Source organism: Streptomyces sulphureus DSM 40104 (genome assembly GCF_000381025.1).
Classification (GTDB): domain Bacteria; phylum Actinomycetota; class Actinomycetes; order Streptomycetales; family Streptomycetaceae; genus Streptomyces; species Streptomyces sulphureus.
Window position 1 is genome coordinate 385,612 of record NZ_KB905817.1, and the last position, 14,157, is coordinate 399,768.

The following is a 14,157-nucleotide window of genomic DNA, read 5'->3' on the forward strand; positions in this document are numbered from 1 at the left end:
ACCAGAACCAGGAGACCTCCATGCCCGGCATACCCGCCCTCCTGCCCTACCAGCCGCCCACGGCAGGCGAGTTACCGCGCAACACCGCCGAGTGGACCCCGGACCCGGCCCGCGCCGTCCTCCTCGTCCACGACATGCAGCGGTACTTCCTCGGCGCCTTCGGGGGAAGGGAACCGCACGACGCACTCGTCGAGAACGCCGCGGCGCTGCGCGACGGCTACCGCGCACGCGGCGCCCGGATCGCCTACACGGTGCAGCCCGGGGACATGTCGGACGAGGACCGCGGCCTGCTCCGGGACTTCTGGGGCCCCGGCATGCGCAGCAGCCCCGAGGACCGGCAGGTCGTCGACGCGCTCGCGCCCGAGCCCGGAGACTGGGTGCTCACCAAGTGGCGCTACAGCGCCTTCTTCCGCTCCGATCTGCTCCACCGGATGCGCGCCGCCGGCCGGGACCAACTCGTCCTGTGCGGCGTCTACACGCACGTCGGCGTGGTCGCCTCGGCCGTCGAGGCGTTCACGCACGACCTCCGCACCTTCGTCGCCGCCGACGCCACGGCCGACTTCAGCCGGGAGCACCACATGTCGGCGCTCCGGTACGTCGCGGAGCGCTGCGGCATGGTGCTCACCACCAAGGAACTCCTCCGATGAGCTCCGCTGCCGAGCGCACCGGCAGCGCGCTGCTGGAGCACGTACTCGCCGCGCCCCAGGGCCCGTTCGCGCTGCTGCACCGGCCGGACAGCGCGGACCCGGAGTCCGTCGACGTCCTCCTCGGCACGCTCTCCACGCCCGGGTCGCTCGCGGAACTGCCGCTTCCCGCAGCCTCCCCGGGACCGCACGGGCCGCGGCAGGACGTGCTCGCCGTCGTGCCGTACCGGCAGATCGCGGAGCGCGGCTTCGCGTGCGTCGACGACGGGGCGCCGCTGCTCGCGCTGAGCATCACCGAGCAGGGCAGCGTGGGGCTCGCGGAGTTGGCGGCGCGGGTGCCGCGCCGCACCAGCGGGTTCACCGCCGGCCGGTTCCGCCCTTCCGACGAGGCGTACGCGCGCCTGGTGCGCCGCGTCGTCGACGAGGAGATCGGCAGCGGCGAGGGCGCCAACTTCGTGCTGAAGCGCTCCTTCACGGCCCAACTCGCCGACTACGGCCCGCACACCGCTCTCCTCCTCTTCCAACACCTGCTGGAGCGCGAGTCCGGCGCCTACTGGACGTTCCTCGTCCACACCGGCGAGCGCACCTTCGTCGGCGCGTCCCCCGAGCGGCACGTGAGTCTCCGCGACGGCCGCGCCGTCATGAACCCCATCTCCGGCACCTACCGGTACCCGGGCTCGGGCCCCGACCTGCCCGGGATCATGGAGTTCCTCGGCGACCGCAAGGAGACCGACGAGCTCTTCATGGTGCTCGACGAGGAGCTCAAGATGATGGCCCGCATCTGCGAGTCGGGCGGACGGGTCACGGGGCCCCGGCTGAAGGAGATGGCCCGGCTCGCGCACACCGAATACCTCATCGAGGGCGAGAGCCGCCAGGACCCGCGCACCGTGCTGCGCGAGACGCTCCTCGCGCCGACCGTCACCGGCAGCCCGCTGGAGAGCGCCTGTCGCGTCATCGCACGGCGGGAGCCGGCCGGGCGCGGCTACTACAGCGGCGTCGCCGCGCTCATCGGCCGCGACGAGCAGGGCGACCGCACCCTGGACTCGACGATCCTGATCCGCACCGCCGACATCGACGCACGCGGCCGCGTGGAGATCGGCGTCGGCGCCACCCTCGTCCGCCACTCCGACCCGCACTCCGAGGTCGCGGAGACGGCGGCGAAGGCGGCCGGGCTGCTCTCCGCGCTCGGCGGCGAGCGGCCGCAGCGCTTCGGCACGCACCCCGCGGTCCGCGAGGCACTGCGCCGGAGGAACGCCGCGATCTCCGGGTTCTGGCAGAGCGGCCACGCCCAACGCCGCGCTGCGGCACCGCTGTTGGAAGGCCGCAAGGCACTCGTCGTGGACGCGGAGGACACGTTCACCGCGATGCTCGACCACCAGCTCTCGTCGCTCGGCCTCGACGTGACCGTCCGCAGGTTCGACGAGCCGTACGCGCTCGACGGCGGATGGGACCTCGTGGTGATGGGACCCGGACCCGGTGATCCGCGGCAGCTCGCGGAGCCGAAGATCCGGCACCTCGAAGCGGACCTGCGCCGACTCCTCGCGGAGGAGCGCCCGTTCCTCGCCGTCTGCCTCAGCCACCAGGTGCTCGCCGGGTTGCTCGGGCTGCCCCTGCACCGGCGCGAAACGCCCAACCAAGGCCTGCGGCAGGAGATCGACCTCTTCGGCACCCGCGAAGAGGTCGGCTTCTACAACGCGTTCAGCGCGCTCAGCACCCAGGACAAGATCGAGAGCGAGGCCGCAGGGCTCGTCGAGGTGAGCCGCGAGGCCGGGACGGGCGAAGTGCTGGCGCTGCGCGGGCGGCGGTTCGCCTCGCTCCAGTTCCATCCGGAGTCGGTGCTCACGCACGAGGGACCCCGCATCCTCGCCGGCCTGCTGACGGAGGTGCTGGCCCCGTGAGTCGACCGCCCGGCACAGCAGACACGTCGGCCGCGTACGTCCTCGGGACGGGCGGCCATGTGCCCGCGCGGACCGTGAGCAACGCGGAGGCCGGAGCGGCGGCCGGCGTCACGGGCGAGTGGATCGCGCGGAAGACGGGCGTGCACGCCAGGCGCCGCGCCGACGCCGGCGAGGCCACCTCGGACCTCGCCGTGCACGCCGGGAGGGCGGCGTTGCAGAGCGCGGGGCTCACCGCCGCCGACCTCTCCTACGTCGTCGTCGCCACCTCGACCCCCGACTCGCCGCAACCGCCGACGGCGAGCGCCACGGCGGCCGGACTCGGCGCGCCGGCCGGCACGGCCGCCTTCGACGTCAACGCCGTGTGCAGCGGCTTCGTCTTCGCGCTGACGCTCGCCTCGGGGCTGCCGGGGTACGGGCTCGTCGTCGGCGCCGACGTCTACTCACGCATCCTCGACCCAGGCGACCGGCGGACCGCCGTGCTCTTCGGCGACGGTGCGGGCGCCGTCGCCCTCGGCCCGCCCGCCGCTGGGCGCGGCGCCCGCGTCCTTGCGACGCGGCTCGCCGGCTACGCGGAGGCGCGCGGCCTCATCGGCGTGCCCGCGGGCGGCAGCCGGATGCCGGCCACGGCCGAGACCGTCGCCGCCGGGCTCCACCACTTCACGATGGACGGACGCGGCGTCCGCGAGTTCGTGCAGGAGCAACTCCCGCCCGCCGTCCACGACTTCCTTTTCGCGGCGGGCCACAAGGCCGAAGAGGTCGACCACTTCGTACCGCACCAGCCCAACCTCCGGATGCTGGAGGCCCTTTCGGACCCGCTGCGCATACCGCACGAGCGCACCTGGTCGACGACGGAGGAGTACGCCAACACCGGTGCCGCCGCAGTGCCGTTGACGCTCGACCGCGCCGCGCGCTCCGGTCGCGTGCGGCCGGGCGACCTCGTCCTGCTCGCCGGCTTCGGCGGCGGCATGGCACTCGGCCTCGCCCTGCTCCGCTGGTGAACGCCCCACCCGACCGACGACCCGAAGAGGAGAAGCCATGCTCGAAGAACCGCAGGTCGAGGCGTACTTGAAGCGTATCGGTGCGACCGCGCCCACCCGCCCGGGGCTGGAGGGGCTGCGCCACCTCCAGGAGCGGCACGTGCTCTCGGTGCCCTTCGAGAACCTCGACTACCACCTCGACCGCGCCATCCACATGGACGAGGAGGTCCTCACCAAGGTCGTCGACGAGCACCGCGGCGGCGGCTGCTACGAACTCAACCCGGCGCTGTACTTCCTGCTCACGGCGCTCGGCTACCGGGTGAGCATCCTGCCGGGCCGGGTGCACAGGCCCGACGGTATCGGCCCGGCGATGTGCCACCTCGCGCTGCGGGTCGAGCTGGAGGAGGCGTGGCTCGTCGACGTCGGCTTCGGCCGCAACAGCAGGCGCCCGCTGCGCCTCGCCGACCGCGCGGATCAGAGCGATCCGCACGGCACCTACCGGCTCATCGAGGCCCCCGAGGGCGGCATCGACGTCCTGCTCAACGGCCGCCCGCTCTACCGCATCGACGACCGCCCCTGCACCCTCGACGACTTCCGCCCCACGCTCTGGTGGTACCGCACCTGCCCCGACTCCCCGTTCCTCCAGGACGCCTTCTGCGCGCTCCGCACCGAGGACGGCCGCGTCACCCTCCGCGGCACCACCCTGACCACCATCGGCTCCCAGGGCCGCACCGAGGAGGAACTCCCCGACGAGAGCGCCGTGCTGAGCGCCTACAAGGAGCACTTCGGGTTCGAGCTGGACCGCCTGCCCAACGACCCGACGGTCGCGGGGCGCACCGCGGGGGTGCAGATCGGATGAGCACCGACAGCCCGGCACGCGCCGGGATCGATGCGCCGACCGCGCCCGAGGAGCTTCCCGCCGCCTTCGCAGAGGCGTTCAACAGCGGCGAACCGGCGGCTGTGGAACGGCTCTTCGAGCCGGACGCCGTCTTCGTCACCGAGCCGGGGAACGCCGTCTCGGGGGAGGCGAGGCGCGCGGCCGTCGCCGACTTCCTCGCCCTCGGCGTCCCGATCGCGCTCGCCCCGAGGCACGTCTACACCGCGGGCGACCTCGCGCTGATCGTCGGCGAGTACCTCATCGAGGGGACGGCGGCCGACGGGTCGGCCGTGCACTCGGCCGGCGTCGCCACCGACGTCGCCCGCCGGGGCGCGGACGGCAGGTGGCGCTACGTCATCGACAGCCCGCCCGGCATCACGCCGTGAACAGCGGGCCCGACCACCCAACGGAGGGACGAACCATGGCACTTGCCGACCCCGTACTCGACTCGCCCAAGGAGGCGGCCGCCGACCCGGACGCCTTCGTCCGCGCCGCGATGCACTGGCACTTCTCCCCCGGGACCGGCTCGCCCTTCTGGCTCGCGCGCAGGTCCGAGCTCGGCTTCGACCCGCTCACCGACATCCGCGGCCACGCGGACCTCGCGAGGTTCCCCAACCTCGCGAGCGAGCTGCGCGAGGCGCCCGTCGGCGAGCTGATCCCGCGCGGCTACGGCGAGCGGCCCGACGTCGTCGGCGTCTACGAGAGCGGCGGCACCACGGGCGCGCCGAAGCGGATCGCCTTGCTCCAGGACTGGCTCGACCAGCTCCTCGCCTGGTCGAGCGGGCAACTCGACGCGCACGGCGTGCCGCAGGACGTCAACTGGCTCGTGGTGGCGCCCTCGGGGCCGCACATGGTGGGCGACGTCATCAAACGCCAGACGGCGTACCGCGGAGGCCTCGCCTTCACCGTCGACCTCGACCCGCGCTGGGTGAAGCAGCTCATCTCCGGGGGGCGTGCGGCGGAGGCCGACGCCTATGCGGAGCACATCGTGGACCAGGCCGCGTACGCGCTGCGCTCCCAGGAGATCGGCGTCCTGATGTGCACGCCGCCGGTGCTGGAGCGGATCTCGCGCCGGGACGAGCTCGCCGAGCTCGTCAACCGCAAGGTACGCGCGATCAATTGGGTCGGCACCCAGATGGACGCGGACACCCGGCACCTGTACCGCACCGAGGTCTTCCCCGACGCCGTCCTCTACAGCGGCTACGGAAGCACCCTCATCCTCGGCAACGCCAGCGAGCGGCCCGGGCTCACCGACGACGACCCGTGCGTCTACGACCCGTTCTCGCCGTACATGTCCTTCGGCGTCGTCGACCCGGAGAGCGGCGAGCCGGTGGAGTACGGGGAGCGCGGGCAGGTCGTCATGCACCATGTGAGCCGGAGCCTGCTGCTGCCGGCGAACCTGGAGCGGGACACGGGGCTGCGCGTCGAGCCGCTCCCCGGTCAGGTCGGGGACTCGGTGGCCGACATCGCGCCGGTCGCGACCTTCGAGGACCAGAACGTGATCGAGGGGGTGTACTGATGGCCGAGGAGCCGATCCAGCTCGACGCGCTCGGCGCGAGCGGCGCCTACCGGTCGCGCAGGCGGCAGACGGTCGAGGACGTCGCCGGGAGCCCCGTCGCCGAACTCACCCTCGTGCCGGGCCTGTTCGTGGGCCGCACGATGAAGGCGCTGCACCGGGCCCGCACTCTCCCCGCGCCCGAGCGGATCGCCGCGCTCGCGCGCGCCGGGTCGCTCTTCGCCGAGGGCGTCTTCGACGGCCTCGGCCCCGCCGGGTACCGCAGGACGGTGAGCCGCGTCTCCGGCGTGCCCGTCTCCGTGGTCGCCGAGGCGGCGGCGGCGATCTCCGAGGCGGCCGGGACCGCGGGCGAGACCGCGTACGCGGCGAAGCCGGCGGCCGCGGTGAGCGACTGGCGGTCCCCCGAGACGACGAAGGGCAGCGCCGTATGGACCCGGCGCGGCGACGTCTTCGCCGTCCACGCGGCGGGCAACCACCCGGGGCCGCACTCGCTGTGGCTGGAGGCGCTCGCGCTCGGCTACCGCGTCGCCGTACGCCCGTCGCGCCGCGAGCCGTTCACTCCGCACCGCCTCGTACTCGCCCTGCGCGAAGCGGGGTTCGGACCCGACCACGTCGCGCTGCTGCCGACGGACCACGGCACCGCGGACGCGATCCTGCGCGACGCGGACCTGGGCCTCGCCTACGGCGGGGACGACGTGGTCGCCAAGTACGCGGGCAGCGGGGTGCTCCCGCAGGGCCCGGGGCGCTCGAAGATCCTCGTCACCGCGGACACCGACTGGCGCGCGCACCTCGACACGATCGTCGCCTCCGTCGCCCACCAGGGCGGCGTCGCCTGCATCAACGCCACCTCCGTACTGGTCGAGGGCGACCCGGCGCCGCTCGCCGAAGCGCTCGCGGAACGCCTGGCGACGCTGCCCACGCTGCCGCCCGAGGACGAGGGGGCCGTGCTCTCGGCCCAACCCGTCGACTCCGCAAGGGCGTTGGAGAAACACCTGCTGAGCAGGGCGGCGGGGACCACCGCATGGCTCGGCGGCGACGGCGTGGTGGAAGAACTCCCGGGCGGCGGCGCCGTGTTGCGTCCCGCCGTCCACCAGGTCGCGGAGGCAGGCGCCGAGCAGCACCGCGTCGAACTCCCCTTCCCCTGCGTGTGGGTGGGCCCCTGGAGCCCGTCCGACGGAGTGGGCCCGCTGCGGGACAGCCTCGTCCTCACGGTGATGACCGAACAGGACGCGCTGGTGGACGAGTTGGTGGCAGAGCCGTCGATCAGCAACGTCTACCGCGGCGACCATCCGACGTACTGGATCAGGCCCGGCGTTCCGCACGACGGGTACCTGGGCGAGTTCCTGATGCGGACGAAGACGGTGATCCGGGACTGAACCCGACCGGCCGGAGCCCCTGCACAAGGGCTCCGGCCGAGACGCCTTCGGTGCTTGGCCCAACAGGGCGTGCCAGCACAGGGGTTGGAGCACGGGCCGGCCTCAGCAACGCCTGCCGCGGCGACAGCCCGACGTCGCCAGCCGCAGCCACGTCCGACGCCTTTGCGTGGTCAGGACGGTGCGAAGTCGGGGTAGTAGGCCGCGGTGGCGGTCCCGATGTTCCTCCGGAACAGCGCGGCTTCGTAGGCGCGGACGGCCGCGTGGATGTCCTGGGATGTTCGGCGACAGCGTTGACGAACGGGTCCGCGCCGCCCGAGCCCGGCTGCGGGACGCTCGGCGCACTGGTGCCCATGGCGTCCCGCTGGATGGCCTCCGGGTTCCCGGACGGGGACGCCAACACGGCACTCCGCTCCTGTGTGGGGCCGCGTTCCCGCATCCAACCCTCGGTGATGCGTCGCTGCCCCCACACGATCCGCCCGCGTCAGCTCCGACGTGCTCTCCCGCTTCGGCTCACCCGCGCGCCGCCAGAAGTCGCACCGTTCCGCTAGCGATTGGGCTTCCCCCGCTCCGCCACACACACGCTGTTCGAGCCGAACCTCCTCACGCAGCGCGGTCGCTCCGACGAGCGAGCGACGCACACCCACCTGCTGACCGGGCCGGAACCTCACCCACCGGCCGAAGCCCGCATGCGGACTCCGGCCGACCCGTCTTCAGCGCCCCAGCTCCCGATCGACGAGTTCGCCCGCCGCGCCCGCGTACCCCAGCGGGTCGGTCAGCTCGGCGAGCTTCTCCAGACCCAACTCCGCCTTGATCGCGGGACGTTCGGCGAGCACCTCGGCGAGGGGGCGGCCGGTGGCTTCGGCGTCGGCCGACGCCTCCGCCAGTGCGCGACGCGCCTCCTGCTTCCCCAGGTGCGGCGCGAGCGCCGCCGCGACCCGTTCGGAGACGATCCGGCTTCCGGTGAGGGCGAGGTTCTCGCGCATCCGGGACTCGTGGACGCGGAGCCCCTCGGCGAGCTCCACGGCGGTCTCGGCGGCCCCGCCCGTCAATCGGAGGGCCTCGCGGAGGAGTTGCCACTCCGCGTGCCAACCGCCGCCGGAGCGCTCGTCCTCGGAGAGGAGGCTCTGCGTCAACCCGGTGGCGAGCACGGGGACTTGGAGGGCGGCGCTGCGCACCAGGGTGGCGAGCACCGGATTGCGCTTGTGCGGCATCGCGGAGGACGAGCCGCGCCCCGCCACGGAGGGCTCGCTCACCTCGCCCACCTCGGTGCGCGCGAGCACCTGGACGTCCACGGCGAACTTGCCGAGCGCACCGGCGGTGAGCCCGAGCACGGAGCCGAGGTCGGCGAGCGGGGTCCGCCGCGCGTGCCAGGGCAGCGGCGGAACGGCGAGCCCCGTCTCCTCGGCGAACGCCTCGGTGAGCCGCGCCGCGTAGCCGCCCGACGCGTCCTCCGCGCCGTCCCCGGCCGCGAACTCCACGTAGCCGGCGAGGGTTCCGGCGGCGCCGCCGAGCGAGACGGGCAGCTCGTCGAGGACGCGGCCGAGCCGCTCATCGGCCTCCAGGAGCGCCCGCCGCCATCCGGCCGCCTTGAGGCCGAAGGTGACGGGGACGGCGTGGAGCGCCAGCGTCCGCCCCGGCATCGGGGTGTCCCTGTGCCGTCGCGCGAGGCTCGCGAGGGCCTCGGCGCAGCGGTGCAGGTCCACCCTGAGCAGCCGCACCACCTGCGCCGAGACGAGCATGGCGCCGGTGTCGAAGACGTCCTGGCTCGTGGAGCCGCGGTGCACGTACTCGGCGGCGGCGGGCTCCAACCGTCCGACGCGCCGGGTGAGCGCCGCCACGAGCGGCACCACGGGGTTCGCCGACTCCCTTGCGGCGAGGGCGAGTTCGCGCACGTCGAACTCGTCGGCGACGGCGGCCTCCGTGATGGTGCGGGCCGCGTTGGCGGGCAGCGCGCCGAGCCTCGCCTGGGCCCGCGCGAGGGCGGCCTCCGCCGTCAACATCCCCTGGAGCCAGGCCCGATCGTCGACCGCCGCCTCGGCCCGCGTCCCCGCGCGCACCGGTGAGAGGAGACCCGCGTCCAGGGCCGTCATACGAGCACCCCCGTGCGTTCTGCCGCCTCTGACGACCACCCACCGGGCTTCAGGGCAGGCGGCAGGGAGAGCACCTCGCGCGCGAGGGCGTCCGAGTCGCCGAGCGTCACCGAGTCGACGCCGGGGCGCGTGCCTGCGGCGGTGACCCAGTGCACGCCTTCCGTCGGGACGCCGAAGGCGAACCTGCGCGGGTGCGCGTGCCCACCCCCGTCGACGACGCGGTAGGGGCGGCGGGTCACGGCGAGCCCGCCCGTGTCGTGGCCGCGGCCGTTCCCTGCCGGGATGCGGTACGTGGTGCACTGCGCCGTCTCCATGAGGTGCCGCAGCAGCGGGTCGGCGGTGCGGCGCAGGTCGGTCTCGGGGAGCCGCGCCTCGATGAGCACCCGGGCGCGGACCGGCGGCCCCGGCACCGTCCGCGAGGCGCAGACGAAGGCGGGGTTCTCGGGGTCGATCCGGATCTCCGTGCCGGGGCCCGTGAGCTCGACCAACCCCGCGTCGACGAGTGCGAGGAGCTGCTCGATCCGCTCGGCGGGCGGGCCGATCGAGAGGAAGGCGTTGAACGGCGTGTACCAGCCGGAGAGTTCGTCGCGGTAGGAGCGCCCGTCGAGGCCGCCGTGGTCGACGACGAGGCGGACCTCGTTGCGGATGTCGCGGAGCACGTCGAGCGCGGCCTTGAGGGGACCCCTGACGTTGCCGGCGCGGGCGGCGCGCACGTCCTCGGCGAGGTGGCCGCGGAGCCAGTCGCGGAAGTCGGCGCGGTCCCTGAAGCGGCGCCCGCCGTACGGTCGCGCGAGGCGCTCCCAGTCCCACCTGTCCTCCTCGCCGATCCCGTACGCGGCGAGGAGCGCGCGCTGCTCGTCCTCCGCGCCCGGCGGCAGCGCGAGGTACCGCGCGACGAAGTCGTCGCGCTCGGCGGCGCGGCCACGCGCCGCGAGGAGCGCACCGTAGTAGACGCTCTCGACCTCGCGCGCCACGAGCGGCCAGACGTCCGTCGCGAACTCCACCCGGCCGCGCGTCCGAAGCTCCTCCACGGTCCGCGCGTCGAGCAGGCGGGGCAGGTGGCGGCCCGAGGCGCCCTTCTCGTTCTCCCCGCGGGCGTGGTAGGGAACGCCCCTGCGGGAGCTGGCGAAGAGCTTCGGCTCCCGCCCCGACGGGTGGTAGACGAGCCCGTGTTCGCCGCGCTCGAAGACGCCGCCGCGCGCGGTGGTGAAGAGCGCAAGGTAGTCGAAGAAGCACAGCCCCAGGCCGCGCAGGAGCACGTGCTCCCCGGGCGCGATGTCGTCGAGCACGGCGTCCGCCGGGTTGCCCGAGGCGACGTACCGCAGGCCGTGCACGCGCGCGAGGCTCGCGGTCTGCGCCTCGGGCGGCGACGGGCGCACGGGCCCGTGGCCGAGCGCGAGGACGACCGCGTCGAGCTGGTGGAGGCGGGTGCCGTCGGCGAGGCGTACGCCCTGCGGCCCGCCGGCCACCCCGTGGGTGTCGGCGGCGGCGACGGCGGCGGACCTGTGCACCCGTACGGTGACGCCCTCGGGGGCCGCCACCGCGATCCGGTGGAAGGCGTCCCGCAGGTAGCTTCCGTAGAAGGCCCTGCTCGGGTAGGTGTCGGGGCCCAACTCGGCGGCCTCGGCGACGGTTTCGGCGCCGTGCGCCTCGGCGGCCCCGGGATCGTGCACGAGGCCGCGTGCCCACTCGTGGAGGGTGGGGCCCGGCTCGATCGGTCCGTCGATCCGCGTCGAAGCGTCGGTGTAGACGGTGATCTGCGAGGCCACCGTGTTCATCAACAGGTGCCGGTGCTGGTCGGTGCGCCAGACGGCGCCCGCGCCCGGCGGCGCCGGGTCCACCATGTGCACGATCAGCGGTGGACTCGGGGGCTGCGCACGGGCGTTGGCGCAGAGCCGCTCGAGGACGGAGAGCCCTCTGGGGCCGGCTCCGAGTATGCAGACCTGGCGGGTGGTGAGGGTCACGTCGAGGCTCCGTCCCGGACGGGAGCAGTGTCGGTGTCGGCAAAATAGCGGGCGCCGTGCATCCACGCCAGGTGGTCGTGGAGCTGTGCAGGCGAGAGGGCGGCGAGCGCGCGGTTGCGCTTCTTCGCCGCCTCGCCCGAGGGGTGCCAGAGGCCGATGCTCAGCCGCGAGACGTCCTGGATCTCGGCGGTGCGCCGCCGGCGCCGTGCGTTGTACTCCGTGAGCAGGGCGGGGAGTTCGGCGTCCCCGCCCTCCAGCAGGTCGCCGAGGACGACGGCGTCCTCGATGCTCTGGCAGGCGCCCTGCGCGGCGTAGTGCAGCATCGGGTGCGCGGCGTCGCCGAGGAGGGTGACCCGGCCGTCCGTCCAGCCGGGCACGGGCGCGCGGTCGACGAGCACCCACGAGCGCCAGTCCTCGCCCAGGGCCATGAGCCGCTGCGCACCCTCGCCGAGCGCCTTCATCTCCCGCTCCACGAGCGCCTGCGACGCGGGCACGCCGGCGAGCGCCTCGGTGGCCCCGTCGGCGCTGCTCGCCGCCATGTTGAGGTACTCGCCGCCGGCTATCGGGTAGTGGACGAAGTGGCACCCGGGCCCCGCCCACCAGGTCACGGCGGTGAGGAGGCGCTCCGCCTCCGGCACGCGCTCCATCGGGACCACGGCCCGGTAGACCGTGATCCCGGAGATCCGCGGCTCCCCGTCGGCGACCAACTGACGCCGGATCGCGGAGTGCAGGCCGTCGGCGCCGATCACCATGCGCGCGGTGAGGCGCTCGCCCGCTGCCGTGCGCACGGTCGCGGTCGCGGGCCCGTTCTCGTAACCCGCCACCGCGCAGCCGCTCCTGAGCTCCACCGCCGGATCGGACCTGCACGCCGCGAGCAACGCCGCGTGGAGCTCGGCGCGGTGGACGACGACGTACGGGTTGCCGAACCGGCGCCTGTACCCCTCGGTGAGCGGCACGCTCGTCACGTGTTCGCCCGTCACACCGTCCATGAAGCGCAGTTCGGACATGTGGACGGCGAGCGACCGCACCTCGTCGCCGACGCCGAGGCGGTCGAGGGCGTGCAGCCCGTTCGGCGCGATCTGGATGCCCGCACCGATCTCTGCGAACCGCTCGGCGCGCTCCAGCACGAGGACGCGCATGCCCGCCCTCGCCACCGCGAGCGCCGCGGCGAGACCGCCGATCCCGCCGCCGACGACGACGGCGTCGAGGCCCTCTCCGGGCCCCTGCGCGCTCACGCCTCCTGCCCGGCGCCGACGGCGAGCAGCTTCGCGAGCTCCAGCCGTTTGATCTTGGTGGTCGCCGTCTGCGGCAGGTCGGCCTGCTTCCACTGCACGGGCTCGGCCATCGGCGGCAGCCCGGCGACGGCCGCCTCCCAGGCGGCCCGGTCGAGCGGCACGTCCCCCCTGGTGCACACGACGGGCACGGCGCGCCCGTCCGCGCCCGGCACGACGACCACCTCCGCGAGCTGCGGAACCCTGCCGAAGAGCCGGTCCTCCACCGCGAGCGTGCTGCCGAACCCGTCGATGAGGTCGACCTCGCGGTCGAGCAGGTGCACACAGCCCCACTTGGTCCGGTATCCGACGTCCCCCATGCGCCACCAGCCGTCGGTCACCTGCTCCCGGTAGCGCTCGTCCTCACCGAGGTAGGTGACGATCCGCCCGTCGCTCTTCACCTCGATGTATCCGGGGTTCTCGGCCGAGGGCGGCCTGCCGTTGCGGCTGACGACGCGCACGTCCGTCATGCCGGGGAAGGGCACGCCGACGCAGCGCCCGTCGGCGTCCTGGCGCCTGCGGCGCGAGAAGGAGCGCACCACGGAGGGGCCTATCTCGCTCTGCCCGTAGAGCTGCCCGAAGACGGGCGCGGGGCGTTCGGAGGCGGCGAGGAGCCGTTGGACGGTGCGCGGGTGGATCGCGTCGAAGGTGCTGCTGTAGAGCCGTACGCCGGAGAGCGGGCGGCGCGGGTCGTCGGCCAACTCCTCCCACTGGAGGTAGGAGTTGGGGTGTGCCTCCAGCACCGTCGGCTTCAGCCCCGCGAAGAGGTCGGCGACGTGCGCGGTGCCGCCGTCGGCGAGGATCACCACCGGGTAGCCGCGCAGCAGCGAGATGGCGAGCGCGGTGACGAGGCGGGAGTGGACGAACGAGACGTGGATGGCGACGACCTGCCGCCCGCGCAGCGGCGCGGTGACGGCGGCCTGCGGGCGGAACCGCGCTTGGAGCGTGCGCCCGGTGTGCACGGCGAGCTTGGGCACGCCCGTCGTCCCGGAGGTGTGGGTGATCAACGTCGGGTGGTCGGGCGGCATCTCCAGGGGGGCGACGCGCTCGACACCGGCGAACGAGCCGAGGGTCCGAGCCCTCGGGTGGCTGCCGGTGACCAGCAGCACGCTCTGCGAGGCGTCGAACACCTCCTCGGAGAGTTCCTGTTGGAGCTTCGCCCCGTCGGTGACGAGGTGCGGCCGGCCGGTGCGCCGCATGAGGGTCTCGACGGTCGCGCCGTCGAGCTGCGGCGAGAGCAGCACGGGCACGGCGCCGATCCGGGCGGCCGACCAGGCGAGCAGCGTGATGTCGAAGCCGTCGGACTTGTAGACGACGACGCGGTCGCCCGCGCGTATGCCCGACGCCCATAAGCGGGAGGCGAGGTCGGCGACGGCGTCGGCCGCCTCGCCCACCGTCGCGCGTCTGCCGAGCTGCGGTGCCGCATCGAGGTCGTGATCGAAGACGAGTATGTTGGCCGGGTGGCGTCGGGCGGCCCGCTCCAGGAGCGTGCCGAGGCCGATCCCGCGGTTGGCCACGCGCTGTAGAAACACTTCGCCGTCCTC

At 74.0% G+C, this 14,157-nt stretch carries 11 protein-coding genes; 7 read left to right on the top strand and 4 right to left on the bottom strand.

Translation table 11 applies throughout. The features are described 5' to 3' along the window. The first annotated feature begins 20 nt into the window (after window positions 1-20). The 7 genes from F603_RS0116865 to F603_RS0116895 are packed head-to-tail and all read left to right on the top strand — an operon-like array spanning window position 21 to window position 7,288. Window positions 21-647, top strand: a complete 627-nt coding sequence (locus F603_RS0116865) for an isochorismatase family protein (RefSeq protein WP_019547161.1) — start codon at window positions 21-23, stop codon at window positions 645-647. After that, complete coding sequence (locus F603_RS0116870) at window positions 644-2,542, top strand: phenazine-specific anthranilate synthase component I (RefSeq protein ID WP_019547162.1); 1,899 nt, start codon at window positions 644-646, stop codon at window positions 2,540-2,542. The genes F603_RS0116865 and F603_RS0116870 overlap by 4 nt, the downstream gene beginning before the upstream one ends. Continuing rightward, complete coding sequence (locus F603_RS0116875; protein WP_019547163.1) at window positions 2,539-3,540, top strand: 3-oxoacyl-ACP synthase III family protein; 1,002 nt, start codon at window positions 2,539-2,541, stop codon at window positions 3,538-3,540. The genes F603_RS0116870 and F603_RS0116875 overlap by 4 nt, the downstream gene beginning before the upstream one ends. Window positions 3,541-3,577: 37 nt before the next feature. Then, window positions 3,578-4,378, top strand: a complete 801-nt coding sequence (locus tag F603_RS0116880; RefSeq protein WP_019547164.1) for an arylamine N-acetyltransferase family protein — start codon at window positions 3,578-3,580, stop codon at window positions 4,376-4,378. Next, window positions 4,375-4,782: a YybH family protein gene (locus tag F603_RS0116885; RefSeq protein WP_019547165.1), complete on the top strand. Its 408-nt coding sequence runs from the start codon at window positions 4,375-4,377 to the stop codon at window positions 4,780-4,782. Before F603_RS0116880 ends, F603_RS0116885 begins: the two co-directional genes overlap by 4 nt. A 35-nt stretch (window positions 4,783-4,817) precedes the next feature. Next, window positions 4,818-5,915, top strand: a complete 1,098-nt coding sequence (locus tag F603_RS0116890; RefSeq protein WP_019547166.1) for a phenylacetate--CoA ligase family protein — start codon at window positions 4,818-4,820, stop codon at window positions 5,913-5,915. Further along, a complete protein-coding gene (locus tag F603_RS0116895) occupies window positions 5,915-7,288 on the top strand; it encodes an aldehyde dehydrogenase family protein (protein WP_019547167.1) in 1,374 nt (457 codons plus the stop codon). The genes F603_RS0116890 and F603_RS0116895 overlap by 1 nt, the downstream gene beginning before the upstream one ends. 710 nt (window positions 7,289-7,998) lie before the next feature. Here F603_RS0116895 and F603_RS0116900 read toward each other — a convergent pair. Genes F603_RS0116900 through F603_RS0116915 form a run of 4 tightly spaced genes read right to left on the bottom strand, consistent with a single transcriptional unit; the run spans window position 7,999 to window position 14,145 of the window. Next, a complete protein-coding gene (locus tag F603_RS0116900) occupies window positions 7,999-9,378 on the bottom strand; it encodes a nitrosuccinate lyase (RefSeq protein WP_019547168.1) in 1,380 nt (459 codons plus the stop codon). Continuing rightward, entirely contained in the window at window positions 9,375-11,342 is a 1,968-nt protein-coding gene (locus tag F603_RS0116905) for an FAD/NAD(P)-binding protein (protein WP_019547169.1), read from the bottom strand. Before F603_RS0116905 ends, F603_RS0116900 begins: the two co-directional genes overlap by 4 nt. After that, complete coding sequence (locus F603_RS0116910; protein ID WP_019547170.1) at window positions 11,339-12,577, bottom strand: FAD-dependent monooxygenase; 1,239 nt, start codon at window positions 12,575-12,577, stop codon at window positions 11,339-11,341. The genes F603_RS0116905 and F603_RS0116910 overlap by 4 nt, the downstream gene beginning before the upstream one ends. Next, complete coding sequence (locus F603_RS0116915; RefSeq protein WP_026328481.1) at window positions 12,574-14,145, bottom strand: class I adenylate-forming enzyme family protein; 1,572 nt, start codon at window positions 14,143-14,145, stop codon at window positions 12,574-12,576. The genes F603_RS0116910 and F603_RS0116915 overlap by 4 nt, the downstream gene beginning before the upstream one ends. Between the last annotated feature and the right edge of the window lie 12 nt (window positions 14,146-14,157).